The organism is Rhizobium sp. YJ-22 (assembly GCF_029601685.1).
In the GTDB taxonomy this organism is placed as follows: Bacteria; Pseudomonadota; Alphaproteobacteria; order Rhizobiales; family Rhizobiaceae; genus Metarhizobium.
This window is the reverse complement of sequence record NZ_JARRIR010000008.1, coordinates 120,730-139,542: the sequence shown is the minus strand read 5'-3', so window position 1 is coordinate 139,542 and position 18,813 is coordinate 120,730. Positions and strand designations below refer to the sequence as shown.

Here is an 18,813-nt window from a genome sequence, read left to right as displayed (position 1 = left end):
GACCTTCAGCCTTTCGACCCTCGACGCGGCGACGAGAAGGAGCGGTCGCTTTCGGCAGCGATGAAATCGAGGATCTCGATCACTTCCTTGCACTCCACATATTCGTCGCGTATCGCCGCCGCATTGGCGCGCACGGCGCCTTCGGCTTCGAAGATCTGCTTGAAGGCGCGGCGAACCGTGTGGATCACCGATTTCTCGATGCCGGCACGGGTCATGCCGACGACGTTCAATCCGCCGAGAATGCCGGGATTGCCGTTCAGCATGCCATAGGGAATGACATCGTAATTGACGGCCGAGAGGCCGCCGATGAAGGCCTGGCGGCCGATCCGGGTAAACTGATGCACGGCGCAGCCGCCGCTGAGGATGGCGCGGTCGCCGACATGCACATGGCCTGCCAGCATGACATTGTTCGACAGGATGATATCGTCACCAAGCCGGCAATCATGCGCGACATGCGAATTGGCGAGGAACAGGCAGTTGTCGCCGACGCTGGTGATGCCGCCGCCGCCGACCGTGCCACTATTCATGGTCACGCCTTCTCGGATGGTGCAGCGCTCGCCGACGACCAGACGCGAATCCTCGCCCGCCTCGTGCAGGCTCTGCGACACGCCGCCGACGACCGCCATCGGGAAGATGCGCGTGCCGCGGCCGATCTCTGTCAGGCCGGAAACCACCGCATTGGAGACGATTTCAACATCGTCGCCGAGCGTGACGCGCGCGCCGATATGACAGAACGGCCCGACGACGACGTTCTCGCCGATCGTCGCGCCGTCTTCGACGACCGCCAGCGGATGAATACGTGCCGTGGAGGCAATGCCGCTCATGCTTCGTCCTTATTCACGATCATCGCGCCGAAATCCGCTTCAGCCACCAGTGCCCCGTCCACCTTGGCATCGCAGTGGAATTTCCAGATATTGCCGCGCTGCTTCTGCTTGGTGACGTGATATTCCACACGGTCGCCCGGCACGACCGGCTTGCGGAAACGGGCATTGTCGATGGTCATGAAGTAGACCAGATTGCCGCTGCGGCCCTGCTTGCGGGCGCAGATGGCGCCGGCGGTCTGGGCCATGCCCTCGACCAGCAACACGCCCGGCATGATTGGCTGGCCGGGGAAATGCCCGGTGAATTGCGGCTCGTTGGCCGTCACGTTCTTGATGCCGATGGCCGACTCGTCACCGTCGATCTCGATGATCTTGTCGACCAGCAGGAACGGATAACGATGCGGCAGCAACTCCATGATTTCCAGGATTTCCGCGGAGGAAAGCTGCGCCTTCGTCGTTTCAGTCATTATCCTTCTCCGTCTTTTTCGCGCGGCTGCCGGACCGCGCCGCCACTTCCGCCATGTCGCGCAGGAAATCGCGCATCGGGCGCGCCGGGATGCCCCCATAGCGCTCGCCGGGCGGAACGTCGCCGACGACGCCGCTCAACGCGGCGATCTGGGCCCCGTCGCCGATATGAATATGTCCGTTGATCGCCGCAGCACCGCCGATCATGACGCCGTCGCCGATGCGGGTGCTGCCGGCGATGCCGACCTTGGCGACGATGCCGCAGTGACGGCCGATACGCACATTGTGGCCGACCTGCACGAGGTTGTCGATCTTGGTGCCCTCGCCGATGACGGTGTCGTCCATGGCGCCGCGATCGATGGTCGTGTTGGCGCCGATTTCCACCTTGTCCTGGATGATGACGCGCCCGACCTGCACGATCTTGAGCATGCCGCCCGGTCCCGGCGCATAACCGAAGCCGTCCTGGCCGATGCGCGCCCCGTTATGAATGATGACGTCGTTGCCGAGATAGGCGCAGAGGATGCTGGCGCCGCCGGCGATCACGCAATTGCGGCCGATCTTCACATGCGGGCCAATAATCGCGCCCGGGCCGATATGGCTGCCGGCGCCGATCGCCGCATCCGCGCCGATCACCGCCATGGGCTCGATCGTCACGCCGTCCTCGATATGAGCGGAGGGATCAACGAAGGCGGCCGGCGAGATGCCGCTGCTGACCACGATCGGCTGCGGCAGCATGGCCTGCGGATGCAAAAGCGCACCGGCGCGCGCGAAGGCGGTGTTTGGCGCCGAGGTCAGCAGGACCGGAATATGGGAAGGAATTGCAGATTGCAGGGCCTTGTCGCACAGGATGGCGGACGCTGCACAACTCTGCAGCTCGGCCTTGCTGCGACGGGAGAGGATATAACAGATATCCCCTTCCCCTGCGCGCGAGATCGGGGCAACCGACCGGATCGGCCGGTTCGCCCATTCCTTATCGACAAGTTCCGCCCCAATTTTTTCAGCCAGAGCGCCAAGCGCAATGCCGTCGTGGGGCGGAAAGAATCGGTTGTGCTCCATCAGCCGAGACTCCAGAACGTCCGTTTGATTGCAGTTCTGGAATGCAGCTATCAGAACTGGTTCGCGATGCCAAAGCGGAAGCGCTGTTCCTCGTCGAAGTCTTCCTTGGCGACCGGAACGGCATAGTCGAACCGCAGCGGACCGAAGGGCGAAGCCCAGATGATGCTGGCACCGACCGAGGCGCGCAGCGTCGAATCCGTACCATTGACGGCGCCGCCGAGCGGATCGACCTTGTTGCCGAACAACGTGCCGGCATCGGCGAAGACCGCGCCGCGCAGGCCGATATCTTGCGGAATGCCGGGCATCGGGAAGCTGGCTTCCGCCGAGGCGTTGAAGTAGGTCGTGCCACCGAGCGGATCGCCATTGGCCATGCGGGGGCCGATACCGGTCGACTTGAAGCCACGGATCTGCTTGCCGCCGATCATGAACTGATCGAAAACGTTCAGCGTATCGTTGGTCGGGACGACGTAACCGCCGCCGACAGCCAACGATGCGATGATGTCGGCTTCATCCGAGACCGTATAGAACACGCGAGCACGCCCGCTGATCTTATAAAATTCGGAGTCGCCGCCGAGACCGGCAAACTCATGCGTGATCGTGGCGAAGATGCCTTCATGCGGCAGCGTCGCATCGTCCAGCGTGTTGTAGGTCAACGTCTGCGAGACCGACGAGCTCGCCCAAGGACTGCCGTTGACCAGCGCGCGATAAGGTGCCGACAGGTTGTCGCCTACGGTATAATCGCCGCGGCCTTCGTATTCGTAACGACGATAGTTGTAGCGGAACGTCGTCGCCAGATCTTCGGTGATCGGCGCCGTCACGCGTAGCGTGAAGCCGGTTTCGCTATAGTCGTAGTAATCTTCGCCCGAAGTGGTGTTGCGATAGATATCGAAACCGGCCGCCAAGCGATAACCGAGGAAATAGGGCTCGGTGAACGAGACGCTATAATTGCGCGCATTGTCCGCACCACCACCGGCGGCGACGCGAATATACTGGCCGCGGCCGAGGAAGTTCTTTTCCTCGACGGAAGCTTCGAGGATGAAGCCACCCTTGTTGCCGGTCGCGTAACCGGCGCCGATGCCGAACGAGCCGGTCGGCTGATCCTGCACGTCGACGATGACGACAACACGGTCTGCGGCGCTGCCAGGTGCGGTCGAGATCGACACGGACGAGAAATAGCCGAGCGCATCCAGGCGGCGCTTGGCGCGCGTGATCATTTCCTGGTTGAACGCATCGCCTTCGCTCATGTCGAATTCGCGGCGAATGACGTAATCGCGCGTGCGGGTGTTGCCGCGGATTTCGATGCGCTCGACATAGGCGCGCTCACCTTGGTCGACCAGGTAGTCGACGGCGATGGTGTTGTTGCTGAAGTTGCGGTTGCCGCGCGGGGTGACGCGGGCGAACGGATAACCGGCATTGGCGACGCGCTTGGAGATGGCCTCCATCGTCTTTTGAACGTCCTTGGCCTTGTAGGTGTCGCCCGTACGGGACTCGACCAGGCCTTTCAGTTCTTCACCGCTGATGCCGTCGACCGTCGATTCGACGTTGACGTCGCCGAAGGTGTAGCGCGCGCCTTCCTCGACCGTGAAGGTGAGCTGATATTCGTTGGTTTCCGGGTTCAGCGTCGCATCCGACGAGACCACACGGAAATCCGGATATCCGTGATTGAAATAGAACTGGCGCAGCGCTTCTTCGTCCGCGCGCAGCTTCTCGTCGCTATAGACGTCCTTGCGGGTCAGGAACGACAGGAAATTCGAACGCTTGGTATTGATCACGGCAGCAAGGCGGCCATTGCTGTAGGCTTGGTTGCCCACGAAATTGATGGCGGAGATCTTGGTGCGCTCGCCCTCGTTGATGACGAAAGCCAGGTTCACGCGGCCTTCGCCGACGGCAGCGGTCTGCGTCGTGACAGTGACGTCGCTACGACCGATGGCGGCATAAGCCTGCTTAATGGCATCGATATCTGCCTGGATCGTGGCGTCGTTGAACGCGCCCTGCGGACGGGTCTGAACCACACCCGCCAGCTTGTCGTCCTTGATCTTATGGTTGCCGTTGAAGACGACCTGATTGACGATCTGGTTCTCGGATACGGTGACAACCAGCGAACTGCCTGAAACGCCGATGCGGACATCAGAGAAATAGCCGGTGCTATAAAGCTGGCGCACGGATTCATCGACATCTGCGGGCGAGAAATTCTTGCCCGGTTCGATGGTGATGTTCGACCGCACGGCATCGGCGCCGATCCGGCTTGCACCCCGAACATCGATGCGCTTGACGACCGCGGCTTGAGCATCGGTTACAGAAGCAAGCGTTACGACACCTGACCCCGTAGCGACAATACCAGCAGACAGCGCGACTGCCGATACTGCGTTCAAGAACTTTGAACCAGCCTTCATTTCACTTCTTACCTTTTTTCTCGTCGTCCCCGAGAAGGTTTTATCCCCGACTCCGGTCACGTGTGTCGTTTTACCCGCTTTTCCCCTACAAGCAAGCCGGAGCGTTAATTTCTGTTTACTTCCTTTGCAAGCGTGGCCCAATCGCCACGTTCGCCTTGAATTATCGTAAACAGTGCGTAAACGGCTTGCCAAAACCGAGCGAAGAGTTAACCGATCAGCGAGCTGATGTCGTTCCAGGTCGCGAACACCATGAGCGTCAGCACCATAGCCAAACCGATCCGGAATGCAATTTCCTGAGCGGCGGCGCCGACCGGTTTTCCCCGGATTGCTTCCACCGCATAAAATACAAGATGTCCGCCGTCGAGCACCGGTACCGGCATGAGATTGAGCAAGCCGATGGACACCGACAGCATCGCCGCCAATTGAAGAACCGCCGCCACGCCTAAAGTCGCCATCTGGCCCGAAGCTTGCGCCACGCGGATCGGGCCGCCGAGCTGGTCGGCCTTCATACGGCCTGCGAAGAGGTTGCCGATATAGTCGAACGTGCCGGTAACGATATGCCAGCTCTGGACGACGCCCTCGCCGACTGCCTGCAGCGGCGTGAACGTCTGGGTGCGGAAATTGCCGCTTTCCTGGTTGGTGACGATGCCGATCAGGCCGAGTTCGACCTTGTTGCCGAACTGATCCTCGATGGTCTCGCGCTTCGGCGTCATCTTCAGATCCTGCTTCACGCCGGCGCGTTCGACGGTGACGACGATCGGCATGTCCGGACGGACGCTGACATAGCGGCGCACATCGTCAAAAGTGACGACCCTGGTGCCGTCGATGGCAAGCAGCAGATCACCCGGCTGGATACCGGCCTCGGCGGCGGCACTTTCGGGCTTCACTTCGGCGACGACCGGATCGGCCACCTGCTTGCCGTAGATCCCGAAGAGCACGGCGAAGATGGCAATCGCCAGCAGGAAATTGGCAACCGGGCCGGCGGCGACCGTCAGTGCCCGCTTCCACAACTTCGCGCCGGCAAATGTGCGCTCGCGTTCGGTCGGGCTCAGGGTGGCAAGGCGGGCCAGATCCGGCTTGCTGGAAGCATCCTCGTCACCGAGGAATTTGACATAGCCGCCAAGCGGAATCGCCGACAGCTTCCAGCGCGTGCCGCGCTTGTCGGTGAAACCGGCCAGTTCCGGGCCGAAGCCGATGGAAAAGGCAACGATACCGATTCCCGACCAGCGGCCGACCAGGTAATGGCCCATCTCATGCACAAAGACGAGCAGAGACAGGACGAGGATGAACGGAACGATATATCCAAGGATCAGAGAAAGCATGACCGTCATCTCGGGCTGAACGGGGAACCCCCGTCTAACCCTTCACCGATTGAAAAGGAACGCTCCGACGGACGACAGGCTGCCGTCACCGAGCACCGAAAACCATACCGCCAGAATGAAGGCGGCAAAGCAGGCGAAAACAAGTCCGTCGACCCGGTCCATGACCCCGCCATGACCGGGAATGATGCGTCCCGAATCCTTGACGCCGAAACGACGCTTGATGAAGGATTCGAAGAGATCGCCGATCTGGCTGGATACCGACAGCATCAAGGCGATTGCCACCGTCCACAGCCCGACGCTGCCGGCGGCCGAATAGGAGGCGATCGCGCCGGCGATCACTCCGGCGGAGGCACCGCCGATAGCGCCCGACCAGGTCTTGCCGGGCGATATGCGCGGCGCAAGCTTCGGCCCGCCGATGGCGCGGCCGACGAAATAGGCTAGGATATCGGTGCCCCAGACGACGGCGAAAACGAACAGCATGGCCGCCAGGCCGATATGGTCGTCGTCGCGAATCGCGGCCAGCGACACGCAGGACAGGCCGGCATAAAGGATACCGCCGGGCAGCCACCAGGTGCCGGAGCGGTTGAAGACGGTCAGAAGAACCGCCGTGAACACACAGCCGCCGAGCAGCGGGATCGCCAGATCCTCCGCGCCGAACACGGTGTTGCCGGCAATCACGGCCAGCGCAAACCAGCCGAAGGCATTGCCGCCGACGACGCGCGACGCCAGACCGGTGATCGTCGACCACTCGGAATAGATCAAAAGGCCGATGACGGCGCAGACGATGCGGAAAGCCGCCCCGCCCATCCAGGTCGCGCCCAGCACGATCACCGCCAGAACGATGGCGGAGACGATGCGCAGCTTGAGTTCCTGGCTCATGGCGCCCCCGCTGCGAGCGTTTTCGTGGAAAGCCCGCCGAATCGCCGCTCGCGCGCCGCATATCTTTCAAGCGCCTTGTAAAACTGTTCGCGGGTGAAATCCGGCCAATATTCCGGCACGAACAGCAGTTCCGAATAGGCGGCCTGCCAGAGCAGGAAATTGGACAGGCGCTCCTCGCCGCTGGTGCGGATGATGAGGTCGGGATCGGGAATGTCTGTGGTGTCCATGCGCCCGTTCAGCATTTCCGCGTCGATATCCTCCGGCCGCAGCGTGCCGGCGGCCACTTCGCGCGCCAGTTTGGCGGCGGCGCGGGCGATCTCGTCGCGGGCGCCGTAGTTGAAGGCGATCACCAGCGTCAGCGCCGTATTGTTGCGTGTGGTTTCTTCCGCTTCCAGGAGCAGTGGCAGAATGTCGCTGCGCAGGTTCTGGCGGTCGCCGATGACGCGGATGCGCACATTTTCGCGGTGCAGCTCTGCAAGATCGCGGCGGATGAAGGCCCTGAGCAGGCCCATGAGGTCCGAGACCTCGGTTTCCGGGCGGCGCCAGTTCTCAGAAGAGAAGGCAAAAAGCGTCAGGAAGCGCACGCCGCAATCGCCTGCGGCGCGCACGACCTCGCGTACGGCTTCCACCCCTTTACGATGCCCCATCGTGCGCGGCAGGCCACGCTGATTCGCCCAGCGGCCATTCCCATCCATGATGATGGCCACATGCTCTGGCACGCTCGCTAGGTGAAGATCTGACATCGCCGGTCCGGTTTCTCGCAAGAGGGGAATCGCCAAGAGCAGTTAAACCTGCATGATTTCCTTTTCCTTATCGGCGAGCAAGCGGTCGATTTCCGAAATCGTCTCGTCCGTCATCTTCTGCACCTTGTCGGAGGTGGCGCGGCTTTCGTCCTGGCCGATGTCGCCGTCCTTCTCGGATTTCTTCAGCGAATCCATGCCGTCGCGGCGAACGTGGCGCACGGCGACCTTGGCCTTTTCGGCATAGTCATGGGCGACCTTGACCAGCGAGCGGCGGCGCTCCTCGTTGAGTTCCGGCAGCGGAATGCGCAGGTTCTGGCCGTCGATGATCGGGTTCAGGCCGAGATTGGCTTCGCGAATGGCGCGATCGACGGCGCCGACCATCGACTTGTCCCAGATGGAGACGCCGAGCATGCGCGGTTCGGGAACGGTGATATTGGCGACCTGGTTCAGCGGCACGCGCGAACCATAGGCTTCGACCATCACCGGATCGAGAACGTTGGCCGAGGCGCGGCCGGTGCGCAGCGAGGCGATATCGCTCTTGAACGCATTGATAGCGCCATCCATGCGGCGCTTCAGTTCTTTCAGATCAAAACCTGCACTCATGTTCCTAACTCCCGTCTTATCCCTGCCCGTCCGTCGCGACACTGCACGCGAACGATCCCGTCAATTGTCCTTCACGATGGTCTTGCGGCCACCGCCGGTCAAGATTTCACCGAACTCGCCCTTCTCATGAATGGAAAACACGATGATCGGAATATGATTTTCACGCGCCAGCGCCACGGCGGCGACGTCCATCACCGCCAGGCCCTTTTCCAACACTTCGCTATGCGTCAGGTGGTCGAAGCGGGTGGCGGTCGGATCCTTTTTCGGATCGGCGGAATAGATGCCGTCCACCTGGGTGCCCTTGAAGATGGCTTCCGCGCCCATTTCGGCGGCGCGCAGCGCTGCGGCGCTGTCGGTGGTGAAGAAGGGATTGCCGGTGCCGCCGGCGAAGATCACCACGCGGCCGAGGCCGAGGTGATGAAGCGTGGCGCGCTGCGAGAAGCTTTCGCAGATTTCCGGCATGGCGATGGCCGAGAGTACGACCGTATCGATATCGAGCTTGCGCAGCGAGGTCGCCAGCGCCAGCGCGTTGATGACGGTGGCGAGCATGCCCATGTGGTCGCCGGTCACCCGGTCGCCGCCCTTGGACGCGACCGCGACGCCGCGAAAGATATTGCCGCCGCCGACGACGACGCCGACCTCGACGCCCATGGCGCGGGCCTCGGCGATGTCGGCCGCGATCCGGTCCGCAACGGCGACGTCGATGCCAAAGCCCTGGCTGCCCATGAGGGCCTCGCCGGAGGCCTTGAGAAGGACACGCTTATACAGGGGGGTCGGCGACATGGTGGCTCCTTCATACGCAAGAAACGGCTGCTGGATGCCGGATACACGAAGGGCACCGCGTTGTCACGCGATGCCCGATCTTTTCCCAAGAATGAGAAGGCTGGATCAGCCCTTGGCGGCGGCAGCGACTTCAGCCGCGAAATCCGTCTCTTCCTTCTCGACGCCTTCGCCGAGCAGCAGGCGGGCCATGCCGGTGACTTCGATCGGCGCGCCGACAGCCTTTTCGGCTTCCTTGACGGCAGCCGCGACGGTCAGGTCGGGGTTGATGACGAAGGCCTGCGACAGCAGGGCGACTTCTTCGAAGAACTTGCGCATGCGGCCGTCGACCATCTTTTCGATGATCGCATCCGGCTTGCCGGAAGCGCGCGACTGTTCGATGAAGACGTTGCGCTCGCGCTCGGCGACGGCGGCATCGACTTCTTCGGCGCGCAGCGCCAGCGGGTTGGTGGCGGCGATGTGCATGGCAACCTGGCGGCCGATGGCGTTCAGGGCTTCCTTGTCGCCGGTCGACTTCAGCGCGACGAGAACGCCGAGCTTGCCGAGGCCATCGGCAACGCCGTTATGGATATAGGTGGCGACGACGCCGTCTTCGACGGAGAGCGAGGCCGAACGGCGCAGGTTCATGTTTTCGCCGATGGTGGCGACGGCGTCCTTGATGGTGTCGCCGACCGGCTTGCCGCTGGCCGGATAGGCGGCGGCGGCAACGGCTTCGACGGAACCGTCGGTGCCAAGCGCAACCTGGGCGATGCCGCGAACCAGATCCTGGAAGGCGTCGTTACGGGCAACGAAGTCGGTTTCCGAGTTGACTTCGACGACGACGGCCTTGGTGCCATTGCTGGCGATGCCGACCAAGCCTTCGGCAGCGGTGCGGCCCGACTTCTTGTCGGCCTTGGCGATGCCCTTGGCGCGCAGCCAGTCGATGGCGGCTTCCATGTCGCCATTGGTTTCGGCCAGCGCCTTCTTGCAGTCCATCATGCCCGCGCCGGTCTTTTCGCGCAGGTCTTTCACCATTGCCGCTGTTACGTTGGTCATCTTTGCCTCTTTATCGGTTCGTCGGATGCGACCGCCGGAACACCGGCAGAAAGCAGCACCCGGATTGGGGAACGAAATGCACCCGGAAATGTGACAGCGTGATGAAGCTGCACCACGCTCGCCGCGCTGTTTTGTTCTGGCGCATTTCCGAACGGAAAATCGGTATCCACTTTTCCTGGAAATGCTTCTCATTCACGACCCTGAACAGGGTCAGCCGCAGCGCGGTAAAAAAGCAAGGCCGCTCGAACCCATGGTCACAAACGGCCCTGCCCGGTCTTCATGATGAAGGGCGGAACGCTTCCCGCGCCCCACCCTTGACCGGCATCAGGCGCCGGCTTCGTCTTCGAGCGTCGGCTCGGACGGCGCCTCGACGGAAGCGCCGATATCGTGGCCGGCCGCACCCTGCTGGCGGGCGATGCCGTCGATGGCAGCGCGGGCGATCAGGTCGCAGTAGAGAGCGATGGCGCGCGAGGCGTCGTCGTTGCCGGGAATGGCGTAGTCAATCTGGTCCGGATCGCAATTCGAATCGATGATGGCGACGACCGGGATGCCCAGGCGCTTGGCTTCATCGATGGCGATCTTTTCCTTATTGGTGTCGATGATGAACATCAGGTCCGGAACGCCGCCCATGTCGCGGATACCGCCGAGGGCCTTGTCGAGCTTCTGGCGCTCGCGCTCCAGGTTCAGGCGTTCCTTCTTGGAGTAGCCCGAGCCTTCCGAAGCCAGGATCTCGTCGAGCTTGCGCAGACGCTGGATCGAGTTCGAAATGGTCTTCCAGTTGGTCATCATGCCGCCGAGCCAGCGGGAATTGACGTAGTACTGGGCCGAACGCTTGGCGCTATCGGCGATCAGTTCCGAAGCCTGGCGCTTGGTGCCGACGAACAGGACGCGGCCGCCGCGGGCGACGGTGTCGGACACGACCTGCAGGGCGCGCGACAGCATCGGCACGGTCTGTGCCAGGTCGATGATGTGGATGTTGTTACGATCGCCAAAGATGTAGGGCTTCATCTTCGGGTTCCAGCGATGGGTCTGGTGGCCGAAGTGAACACCAGCTTCCAGAAGCTGGCGCATGCTGAAATCAGGCAATGCCATGCCTTTTTCTCCTTTTCCGGTTGAACCTTCGGGAAGCAAAACAGCCGTCCTTGTGGAACGGCCACCGGCGGAGCGGACCGGATTTCTCCCGGACAACCCCAAACTTCCCGTGTGGAATGCGGGTGGCCTTACAGGCGATTTGCCGAAAATGCAAGCGCGGCCTTCGAAATTATGACAGCGCGCGCCGCTCAGTTACTTGCAGGCGGTCGGCTGGAGCATCTCCAGCTTCGACAGACGGCCCGTCAGGACGAAATCACCGTAGTCCATGGTCAGATCGCGGGTGATGCCGTTGTCGTAGAGCTTGAACGACATGCGGTAGATCGGCAGCGAATCGCCCTTGGAGGTGTCGTTAAAATAGGCGATGGTCACCGGCCAGTAGGGGGATTTGGCAAATTGACCGGCCGGCTTGGCGTCGCTGTCGTCGCCCTGCGGCTGGTCCTGCTTGCCGACGACGGTGGTGGTCATCAGCGTCTGGTCGCCATTGTCGCTGCCATCGAAGATGCGGGACTCGAAGAAGCGGTTGCCCCTCTTGGCATTGTCGATGACGTCGAGCATGTGCGCGGTCGGAAAGCGGCCATCGGCGAGTTGAACCTCACGCCGTTCCGGAGCGCTGAGTTCCACCGTCAGCTTGTCCTTGCCGTCGGTGGCCGATCCGGAAACCTGCTTGTCCATCTGGTCGTCGGTGAAGGATTTGGTCTCGAAGCGGAAACGGCCCTTGGCCAGATCCTCGTAAGTCGTTGTCTGCTGGTCGGTCACGCGCTTGGTCTCGCCGGTATCGACCTCGGTGACGAAGCGAAAATTGGTGGTGTAGCCGGCGCAATCCGAGCCCATGAATTCATAGACCATGCGGCCGACCATGCCGGCGATGCCGGAACGCTCCGAGGCCTCCTTGAGGCGCAAGTCATAGACGGCGCGGTGGGGCACCAGCCCGCTCGCCACGGCTGCCTGCGCACCGAACGCGCTGAGGCACGTGGCGGCCGAAGCAGCGACAAGAACGGCGGCGCGACGCGAGCGATGCATGCAATATCTCCTGTTGAATCAGGCCGCAATGATATAAGAACGCTTGCGACCGAAACGAGGCATCCGCGCATTGGATGACGGATTTTTGGGGAAATGACAACAAGTGGGAGAGGAAATGTCCGAAGCAATCGAAGCCCGCCTGAAGGAACTGGCGATCACCCTGCCCCAGGCCGCAGCGCCGGCCGCAAACTACGTTCCCTATGTCATCAGCGGCAACCTGCTCTATCTCTCCGGGCAACTGCCGATCGAGAACGGCAAGGTCGCCGTGACTGGCCTGCTCGGCCAGGACGTCGATGTCGCCACCGGCGCGCGCGCCGCCGAGCTCTGTGCCATCAATATCCTCGCCCAGGCGAAGGCCGCGCTTGGCGGCGATCTTGGCCGCATCGTGCGAATCATCAAGCTGAACGGCTTCGTCGCCTCCATGCCGAGCTTCGTCGAGCAGCACTTGGTGATCAACGGCGCTTCTAACCTGCTCGCCAACGTGCTTGGAGAAGCCGGCAAGCACGCCCGCGCCGCCGTCGGCATGGCGTCGCTGCCGCTGAACGCCGCCGTCGAGATCGACGCCATCCTGGAAATCGCGCCATGACCGATGCCTCCTGGCTGTCGGAGCGCGCGATAGCGCATCGCGGCTATCACGACATGAACCATCAGGTCTGGGAGAACACGCTCTCGGCCTTCTCCCGCGCCATCGAGGCCGGTTTCGCCATCGAATGCGACCTGCAATACGCCTCGGACGGCGTGCCGGTCGTCTTCCATGACGACGATCTCAAGCGCCTGTGCAATATCGGCGGCGACGTGCGCGAAAAAACCAGCGCCGAACTTGGGCTGCTCTCCATCGGGGGCACCGCCGACAAGGTGCCCACGCTGAAGAAACTGCTCGACCTCTGCGCCGGCCGCGTGCCGCTGGTGCTGGAGCTCAAGGGCCGGCAGGGTGACGACGACGGTTTTGCCGCCAGCGTGCTGGAAACGCTGGAGGGTTATCGGGGCAAGGTGGCGCTGATGAGCTTCGACACCTGGCTGCTCAAGGATTTGAAGGAGCTTGGAAGTCCCTACCCGGTCGGTCTGACGGCCGAGGGCACGGAACCGGAAAAATTCTTCGCCCATGACGACGCCATGCATGCCGGGCTGGATTTCATCTCCTATGCCTGGGACCATCTGCCCAATGCCTTCATTACGGCACAAAGGCAGCGTGGTATCCCGGTCATCACCTGGACGGTGCGCAATGACGAGGCCATCCGCCACACATTCGCCAATGCCGACCAGATGACCTTCGAAGGCTTCGACCCACGGGAAAAACCGATCCTCACGGCATGAGTAGCGGCTACACGATCCGAATCGAAAATTCGCTCACGGCCATCGCGCCGGAAAGCTGGAATCGGCTTTCCGGTGCATCCAAAGATTTAAATACGATCTACAACCCCTTCATTTCCCATGCATTTCTTTCCTCCCTGGAAGAATCCGGCTCGGCGACGGCCAAGAGCGGGTGGATGGGGCATCATCTGCTGATGGAAGACGGAGCGGGGCGGCTGGTCGGCGCCATGCCGTGCTACCTCAAGAACCACAGCCAGGGCGAATATGTCTTCGACCATGGCTGGGCCGACGCTTTCGAACGGGCCGGGGGCCGTTATTATCCGAAGCTGCAATGTTCCGTCCCCTTTACGCCGGCGACCGGCCCGCGCCTTCTGGCGCTGGAGGACGACAAGGCGGATTTCGTGCGCATGGCGCTTGCCCACGGGCTGAAGGATGTGACGCGCGAGCTTGGGGTTTCCTCGGCGCATGTCACTTTCGTTGCGGAAAGCGACCTGCCTGTCTTCGAAGCGGAATCCTATCTGCACCGGACGGACCAGCAATTTCACTTTATCAATGAAGGCTATGCCGATCACGAGGCGTTTCTGGAAACCCTCTCCTCCCGTAAGCGTAAGGATTTACGTAAGGAGAGGCGGACGGCACTGCAGGATGGAATCAGCATCGACTGGCTGACGGGGCGCAATCTCACCGAAGCCATCTGGGACCAGTTCTTCGCCTTCTACATGGACACCGGCAGCCGCAAATGGGGCCGGCCCTATCTGACGCGGAAATTCTATTCGCTGATCGGCGAGCGGATGGCCGACGACATTCTTCTGGTCATGGCAAAACGCAACGGGCGCTACATCGCCGGCGCGATCAACTTCATCGGCGGCGACACGCTGTATGGCCGGCACTGGGGCTGCGTCGAGGACCACCCTTTCCTGCATTTCGAGGTCTGCTACCATCAGGCCATCGATTTCGCGCTGGAGAAAAAGCTGGCGCGGGTCGAGGCCGGCGCGCAGGGCGAGCACAAGCTGGCGCGCGGCTATCTGCCGGTCACCACCCATTCCATGCATCACATCGCCCATGCCGGCCTGCGCCGCGCCATCGAGGACTATCTCAGCCGCGAACGGCAGGATGTCGAGCAGATGGGCGAGATTTTGAGCGAGCACAGCCCCTTCCGCAAGGGCGAGCGCCAGGACTGACATACAGCAAGGGAGACATTATGACCGCTTACGACACCGACAACATCTTCGCGAAAATCCTGCGCGGCGAAATCCCCTCCACCCGCGTCTACGAGGACGAGCACGCCATTGCCTTCATGGATGTCATGCCTCAGGCGCCCGGCCATGTGCTGGTCATCCCGCGACAGGGTTCACGCAACATCCTCGACGCCGATCCGGTCGTGCTGCAGAACGCCATCGTCGTGGTGCAGAAGATTGCCGTGGCGGTGAAGGAAGCGTTCGATGCCGATGGCGTCTATGTGGCGCAGTTCAACGAGCCGGCTTCGGGACAGACCGTCTTCCACCTGCATTTCCACGTCATCCCCCGCCATGAGGGCGTTCCCCTGAAGCCGCATTCCGGCACCATGGAGAATTTCGACGTGCTGAAGGCCAATGCCGAGAAGATCAAGGCTGCTCTTTAAGGCATCAACACCAGCAGGCCGGCCAGCAGCAGGATGGCGGTGACGACGCCGACCGGAATGCGTTGCCCGGCCAGCAGGAAGGCGGCGAAGCCGCCGCCGGCCGCTGTCAGCCGGATCCACAGTGGCGAGGCGGCTAGCGTTCCGGTCGGGAAGACGATCAGCTTGGCGGTGACCGCCATGACCAGAGCGGTGGCGACCGCCCTCACCCAGTACAGGGCCTCCGAATCCTCCCGAAGCCGATTGCCGGCGAGGACGCCGAGCCAGCGCCAGATGTCGGTGGCGATCCAGCCGGCGAGCGCGATGAACAGATAGGGTTTCAGCTCGGCGATCACGACGCCTTCTCCTTCGCGGCCAGCGCCCGTTTGCGCAAGGCGCGGTCGATCAGATAGGCGAGCGTGCCGCCGCCGACCCCAGCATAGAGCACATCGAATTCCGGCTCGATCATCGCAAACAACGGCCCGGCGACGACGCCGATGACGAAGGCGATGCGCACCACCGCATGGCGCGCCGTCGCCCAGATCGAGACGACGAAATAGACCGGCGTCAGGAAGAACAGCACGCCCGCGACCAGCGGCGGAAACGCCGCCACGAGGCCGTAGCAGACGGCGACGATCACCGTATTCACCAGCGTCAGCGTGATGCCGAAGCCAGCGAAATAGGCGATCCGCGCCTCACGCGGCACATGATGGATGGTGTTGTTGGTGAACACCCAGGCGGTGATCGCCACGAAATGCGACAGGAAAAGCAACAGCCAGACCGGCGTGCGCTGGGTGCGCATCTCCGGCACGATCGAGGCGACCATCGGCATCATCCGCACCGAGGACAGGGTGACGGCGATAAAGCAGGCGGCAAGGCCTGCGCCCGATGTCATCGAGCCGATCAGGATCATCTTGGCCGGCAGCGCCCAGATGCTGAGCGTCATGAACACCGCCTCGCCCCGGGAAATACCCGATTCCAACGCAAAGGCGCTGAAGCCGACGAAGGAGGTCATGAGAATGAGCGCCGGCAGGGAAAAAATGCCCCGGGCGCCGGTCAGGAACCAGCCGAGGCCGGAAGAGGAAATGCGATCGCTTGACATAATGGTTCCAAAAGCCAAGTGCCGGGCTTTCGGCCCGGCACTTCATTTCAGCCAATAAGGCTTTCTTACTTTTTCTTCGGCACCTTGGGAACTGTCGATCCCTTGCGGCGGGTCTCGGCCGGCTTTTCCTCGTCCTCGTCGGAAAGCGCGGCGCTGACGACATCGGCGCTCACCTCCTCCGGCTTCGGATCCTTCTTGCGCGACTTCGGCCGCTCCTCCGAAACTTCGGGCTCGTCGTGATGGGCCTCGTGCTCGATGACCTCGGCTTCCGGCTTGGGTTTAACCGGTTGCTCTTCGGGAATGGATTCGAGTACCAGCCCCTTCTTGCCGTCCTCCAGATCGCCGACGGTGACCTTGACGACACCGCCCTTCTTCAGCTTGCCGAACAGGATTTCGTTGGCGAGCGGCTTCTTGATATGCTCCTGGATGACGCGCGACAGCGGCCGGGCGCCCATCTTTTCGTCATAACCGCGTTCGGCCAGCCACGCGATGGCATCCTCTGCCAAGTCGAAGGTGACGTTGCGCTCGGAAAGCTGCGTCTCCAACTGCATGACGAATTTCTGGACGACCTGGTGGATGACCTTGGTCGGCAGCGGCGCGAATGCAATGGTCGCGTCGAGACGGTTGCGGAACTCCGGCGTGAACAGCTTGTTCAGCGCCTCGGTATCCTCGCCGGTGCGCTTGGACGAACCGAAGCCGATGGCGGCCTTGGCCATTTCCGATGCCCCGGCATTGGTGGTCATGATCAGGATGACGTTGCGGAAATCGATCTTCTTGCCGTTGTGATCGGTCAGCGAGCCGTGATCCATGACCTGCAGCAGGATGTTGTAGATATCCGGATGCGCCTTCTCGATCTCGTCGAGCAGCACGACACTGTGCGGATGCTGGTCGACGCCATCGGTCAGCAGCCCGCCCTGGTCGAAGCCGACATAGCCGGGAGGAGCGCCGAGCAGCCGCGAGACCGTGTGGCGTTCCATATATTCCGACATGTCGAAGCGCAGCAGCTCGACGCCGAGCGAGGCGGCCAGCTGCTTGGCGACTTCCGTCTTGCCGACGCCGGTCGGACCGGAAAAGACATAGGAGCCGATCGGCTTGTTGGGCTCGCGCAGGCCGGCGCGCGCCAGCTTGATCGCGGTTGCCAGCGCTTCAATGGCAGCATCCTGGCCGTAGACGACCGAGCGCAGATCCTTCTCCAGATTGGCGAGAACGACCTCGTCGTCCTTGGAGACGGTTTTGGGCGGAATGCGGGCCATCGTCGCGATGGTCGCTTCGATTTCCTTCTCGGTGATTAGTTTGCGGCGCTTGGAGGCCGGCAACAACATCTGCGCCGCGCCGGTTTCGTCGATCACGTCAATCGCCTTGTCCGGCAGCTTGCGGTCGGAGATGTAGCGGGCCGAAAGCTCGACGGCCGACTTGATCGCCTCGTTGGAATAGCGCAGCTTATGATAGTCCTCGAAATAGGGCTTCAGGCCCTTCATGATTTCGATGGCATCCTCGACCGAGGGCTCGTTGACGTCGATCTTCTGGAAACGGCGCACCAGCGCCCGGTCCTTCTCAAAGAACTGGCGGTATTCCTTGTAGGTGGTCGAGCCGATGCAGCGGATCGCGCCGGAGGACAGCGCCGGCTTCAGCAGGTTGGAGGCATCCATCGCGCCGCCCGACGTTGCACCCGCACCAATAACGGTGTGGATTTCGTCGATGAACAACACCGCGCCCGGATAGTCTTCCAGCTCCTTGACGACCTGCTTCAGGCGCTCTTCGAAATCGCCGCGATAGCGGGTGCCGGCCAGCAGCGTGCCCATGTCGAGCGAGAAGATCGTCGCATCCTGCAACGCTTCCGGCACCTTCTTTTCGACGATGCGCTTGGCAAGCCCCTCGGCGATGGCGGTCTTGCCGACGCCGGGATCGCCGACATAGAGCGGGTTGTTTTTCGAGCGGCGGCAAAGAACCTGAATGGTGCGATTCACCTCGGCGTGACGGCCGATCAGCGGGTCGATCTTGCCGTTCTTGGCCTTTTCGTTGAGGTTGACGCAATAGGCCTTCAGGGCCTCCTGCTGCTTCTTGGAGCCACCCTCTTCCTGATCGCTGCGGCTCTGCTTGGCTTCGGATTCGCCCTCCTCGATGCCGCGCGGCGGCCGGGGCTGGCTTGCGCCGGGGCGCTTGCCGATGCCATGCGAGATATAGTTGACGGCGTCGTAGCGGGTCATTTCCTGCTCCTGCAGGAAATAGGCGGCATGGCTTTCGCGCTCGGCGAAGATGGCGACGAGCACGTTGGCCCCGGTTACTTCCTCGCGACCGGACGACTGCACATGAATGACGGCGCGCTGGATAACGCGCTGGAAGCCGGAAGTCGGCTTGGAATCCTCGTCATATCCGGTGACGAGGTTCGACAATTCATTGTCGACATATTCGGAGACGGTCTTGCGCAGCGTATCGAGATTGACATTGCAGGCACCCATCACCGCAGCGGCATCCGCATCGTCAATCAGCGCCAGCAGCAAATGTTCGAGCGTGGCATATTCGTGATGCCGCTCATTTGCGTAGGTCAGTGCCTGATGCAGCGCCTTTTCAAGACTAGGCGAAAATGTTGGCAC

19 protein-coding genes are annotated in these 18,813 nt (G+C 62.0%); 4 read left to right on the top strand and 15 right to left on the bottom strand.

Features of this window, described 5'->3' with window-relative positions:
* Positions 1 to 5: 5 nt before the first annotated feature.
* The 12 genes from lpxA to P7F60_RS19070 all read right to left on the bottom strand — a co-directional run bounded on the left by lpxA (position 6) and on the right by P7F60_RS19070 (position 12,209).
* On the bottom strand, positions 6 to 824 hold the full coding sequence (gene lpxA / locus P7F60_RS19125; RefSeq protein WP_277919280.1) for an acyl-ACP--UDP-N-acetylglucosamine O-acyltransferase: 819 nt from the start codon (positions 822 to 824) through the stop codon (positions 6 to 8).
* Positions 821 to 1,288: a 3-hydroxyacyl-ACP dehydratase FabZ gene (gene fabZ / locus P7F60_RS19120; protein ID WP_277919279.1), complete on the bottom strand. Its 468-nt coding sequence runs from the start codon at positions 1,286 to 1,288 to the stop codon at positions 821 to 823. The genes lpxA and fabZ overlap by 4 nt, the downstream gene beginning before the upstream one ends.
* Positions 1,281 to 2,342, bottom strand: a complete 1,062-nt coding sequence (lpxD, locus tag P7F60_RS19115; RefSeq protein ID WP_277919278.1) for a UDP-3-O-(3-hydroxymyristoyl)glucosamine N-acyltransferase — start codon at positions 2,340 to 2,342, stop codon at positions 1,281 to 1,283. Before lpxD ends, fabZ begins: the two co-directional genes overlap by 8 nt.
* 50 nt (positions 2,343 to 2,392) lie before the next feature.
* Complete coding sequence (bamA, locus tag P7F60_RS19110) at positions 2,393 to 4,735, bottom strand: outer membrane protein assembly factor BamA (RefSeq protein WP_277919494.1); 2,343 nt, start codon at positions 4,733 to 4,735, stop codon at positions 2,393 to 2,395.
* A 206-nt stretch (positions 4,736 to 4,941) separates the two neighbouring features.
* A complete protein-coding gene (gene rseP, locus P7F60_RS19105) occupies positions 4,942 to 6,066 on the bottom strand; it encodes an RIP metalloprotease RseP (RefSeq protein WP_277919277.1) in 1,125 nt (374 codons plus the stop codon).
* A gap of 33 nt (positions 6,067 to 6,099) precedes the next feature.
* Entirely contained in the window at positions 6,100 to 6,936 is an 837-nt protein-coding gene (locus P7F60_RS19100) for a phosphatidate cytidylyltransferase (RefSeq protein WP_277919276.1), read from the bottom strand.
* Positions 6,933 to 7,679 carry an isoprenyl transferase gene (locus P7F60_RS19095; RefSeq protein ID WP_277919275.1) on the bottom strand — a complete coding sequence of 249 codons (747 nt, stop codon included), beginning with the start codon at positions 7,677 to 7,679 and terminating at the stop codon, positions 6,933 to 6,935. Before P7F60_RS19095 ends, P7F60_RS19100 begins: the two co-directional genes overlap by 4 nt.
* A gap of 42 nt (positions 7,680 to 7,721) precedes the next feature.
* Positions 7,722 to 8,282 carry a ribosome recycling factor gene (frr, locus tag P7F60_RS19090; protein WP_277919274.1) on the bottom strand — a complete coding sequence of 187 codons (561 nt, stop codon included), beginning with the start codon at positions 8,280 to 8,282 and terminating at the stop codon, positions 7,722 to 7,724.
* A 60-nt stretch (positions 8,283 to 8,342) separates the two neighbouring features.
* Positions 8,343 to 9,065 carry a UMP kinase gene (pyrH, locus tag P7F60_RS19085; RefSeq protein WP_277919273.1) on the bottom strand — a complete coding sequence of 241 codons (723 nt, stop codon included), beginning with the start codon at positions 9,063 to 9,065 and terminating at the stop codon, positions 8,343 to 8,345.
* A 105-nt stretch (positions 9,066 to 9,170) separates the two neighbouring features.
* Positions 9,171 to 10,097 carry a translation elongation factor Ts gene (gene tsf, locus P7F60_RS19080; RefSeq protein ID WP_277919272.1) on the bottom strand — a complete coding sequence of 309 codons (927 nt, stop codon included), beginning with the start codon at positions 10,095 to 10,097 and terminating at the stop codon, positions 9,171 to 9,173.
* A 324-nt stretch (positions 10,098 to 10,421) separates the two neighbouring features.
* A complete protein-coding gene (gene rpsB, locus P7F60_RS19075) occupies positions 10,422 to 11,189 on the bottom strand; it encodes a 30S ribosomal protein S2 (protein WP_277919271.1) in 768 nt (255 codons plus the stop codon).
* Between the two features lie 192 nt (positions 11,190 to 11,381).
* Positions 11,382 to 12,209, bottom strand: coding sequence for a cell envelope integrity EipB family protein (locus P7F60_RS19070; protein WP_277919270.1), 828 nt, complete (start codon positions 12,207 to 12,209; stop codon positions 11,382 to 11,384).
* A gap of 115 nt (positions 12,210 to 12,324) precedes the next feature.
* Here P7F60_RS19070 and P7F60_RS19065 point away from each other — a divergent pair, with 115 nt between their 5' ends.
* From P7F60_RS19065 to P7F60_RS19050, 4 genes are read left to right on the top strand one after another with little or no spacing between them, the layout of a single operon-like run.
* Positions 12,325 to 12,795, top strand: a complete 471-nt coding sequence (locus P7F60_RS19065) for a RidA family protein (RefSeq protein WP_277919269.1) — start codon at positions 12,325 to 12,327, stop codon at positions 12,793 to 12,795.
* The gene (locus tag P7F60_RS19060) at positions 12,792 to 13,523 is read left to right on the top strand and encodes a glycerophosphodiester phosphodiesterase (protein ID WP_277919268.1); all 732 of its coding nucleotides are present in this window, start codon (positions 12,792 to 12,794) and stop codon (positions 13,521 to 13,523) included. The genes P7F60_RS19065 and P7F60_RS19060 overlap by 4 nt, the downstream gene beginning before the upstream one ends.
* Entirely contained in the window at positions 13,520 to 14,701 is a 1,182-nt protein-coding gene (locus P7F60_RS19055; protein ID WP_277919267.1) for a GNAT family N-acetyltransferase, read from the top strand. Before P7F60_RS19060 ends, P7F60_RS19055 begins: the two co-directional genes overlap by 4 nt.
* 20 nt (positions 14,702 to 14,721) lie before the next feature.
* On the top strand, positions 14,722 to 15,141 hold the full coding sequence (locus P7F60_RS19050) for an HIT family protein (protein WP_277919266.1): 420 nt from the start codon (positions 14,722 to 14,724) through the stop codon (positions 15,139 to 15,141).
* Here P7F60_RS19050 and P7F60_RS19045 read toward each other — a convergent pair.
* The 3 genes from P7F60_RS19045 to clpA all read right to left on the bottom strand — a co-directional run bounded on the left by P7F60_RS19045 (position 15,138) and on the right by clpA (position 18,813).
* Positions 15,138 to 15,473, bottom strand: a complete 336-nt coding sequence (locus P7F60_RS19045; RefSeq protein ID WP_277919265.1) for an AzlD domain-containing protein — start codon at positions 15,471 to 15,473, stop codon at positions 15,138 to 15,140. The genes P7F60_RS19050 and P7F60_RS19045 overlap by 4 nt on opposite strands.
* Entirely contained in the window at positions 15,470 to 16,219 is a 750-nt protein-coding gene (locus P7F60_RS19040) for an AzlC family ABC transporter permease (protein ID WP_277919264.1), read from the bottom strand. The genes P7F60_RS19045 and P7F60_RS19040 overlap by 4 nt, the downstream gene beginning before the upstream one ends.
* 65 nt (positions 16,220 to 16,284) lie before the next feature.
* Positions 16,285 to 18,813: an ATP-dependent Clp protease ATP-binding subunit ClpA gene (gene clpA / locus P7F60_RS19035; RefSeq protein ID WP_277919263.1), complete on the bottom strand. Its 2,529-nt coding sequence runs from the start codon at positions 18,811 to 18,813 to the stop codon at positions 16,285 to 16,287.

Bases quoted from the DNA above. Each gene is read 5' to 3' on its own strand.
- lpxA (WP_277919280.1), bottom strand. From the start codon at position 824: ATGAGCGGCATTGCCTCCACGGCACGTATTCATCCGCTGGCGGTCGTC.
- fabZ (WP_277919279.1), bottom strand. From the start codon at position 1,288: ATGACTGAAACGACGAAGGCGCAGCTTTCCTCCGCGGAAATCCTGGAA.
- lpxD (WP_277919278.1), bottom strand. From the start codon at position 2,342: ATGGAGCACAACCGATTCTTTCCGCCCCACGACGGCATTGCGCTTGGC.
- bamA (WP_277919494.1), bottom strand. From the start codon at position 4,735: ATGAAGGCTGGTTCAAAGTTCTTGAACGCAGTATCGGCAGTCGCGCTG.
- rseP (WP_277919277.1), bottom strand. From the start codon at position 6,066: ATGACGGTCATGCTTTCTCTGATCCTTGGATATATCGTTCCGTTCATC.
- P7F60_RS19100 (WP_277919276.1), bottom strand. From the start codon at position 6,936: ATGAGCCAGGAACTCAAGCTGCGCATCGTCTCCGCCATCGTTCTGGCG.
- P7F60_RS19095 (WP_277919275.1), bottom strand. From the start codon at position 7,679: ATGTCAGATCTTCACCTAGCGAGCGTGCCAGAGCATGTGGCCATCATC.
- frr (WP_277919274.1), bottom strand. From the start codon at position 8,282: ATGAGTGCAGGTTTTGATCTGAAAGAACTGAAGCGCCGCATGGATGGC.
- pyrH (WP_277919273.1), bottom strand. From the start codon at position 9,065: ATGTCGCCGACCCCCCTGTATAAGCGTGTCCTTCTCAAGGCCTCCGGC.
- tsf (WP_277919272.1), bottom strand. From the start codon at position 10,097: ATGACCAACGTAACAGCGGCAATGGTGAAAGACCTGCGCGAAAAGACC.
- rpsB (WP_277919271.1), bottom strand. From the start codon at position 11,189: ATGGCATTGCCTGATTTCAGCATGCGCCAGCTTCTGGAAGCTGGTGTT.
- P7F60_RS19070 (WP_277919270.1), bottom strand. From the start codon at position 12,209: ATGCATCGCTCGCGTCGCGCCGCCGTTCTTGTCGCTGCTTCGGCCGCC.
- P7F60_RS19065 (WP_277919269.1), top strand. From the start codon at position 12,325: ATGTCCGAAGCAATCGAAGCCCGCCTGAAGGAACTGGCGATCACCCTG.
- P7F60_RS19060 (WP_277919268.1), top strand. From the start codon at position 12,792: ATGACCGATGCCTCCTGGCTGTCGGAGCGCGCGATAGCGCATCGCGGC.
- P7F60_RS19055 (WP_277919267.1), top strand. From the start codon at position 13,520: ATGAGTAGCGGCTACACGATCCGAATCGAAAATTCGCTCACGGCCATC.
- P7F60_RS19050 (WP_277919266.1), top strand. From the start codon at position 14,722: ATGACCGCTTACGACACCGACAACATCTTCGCGAAAATCCTGCGCGGC.
- P7F60_RS19040 (WP_277919264.1), bottom strand. From the start codon at position 16,219: ATGTCAAGCGATCGCATTTCCTCTTCCGGCCTCGGCTGGTTCCTGACC.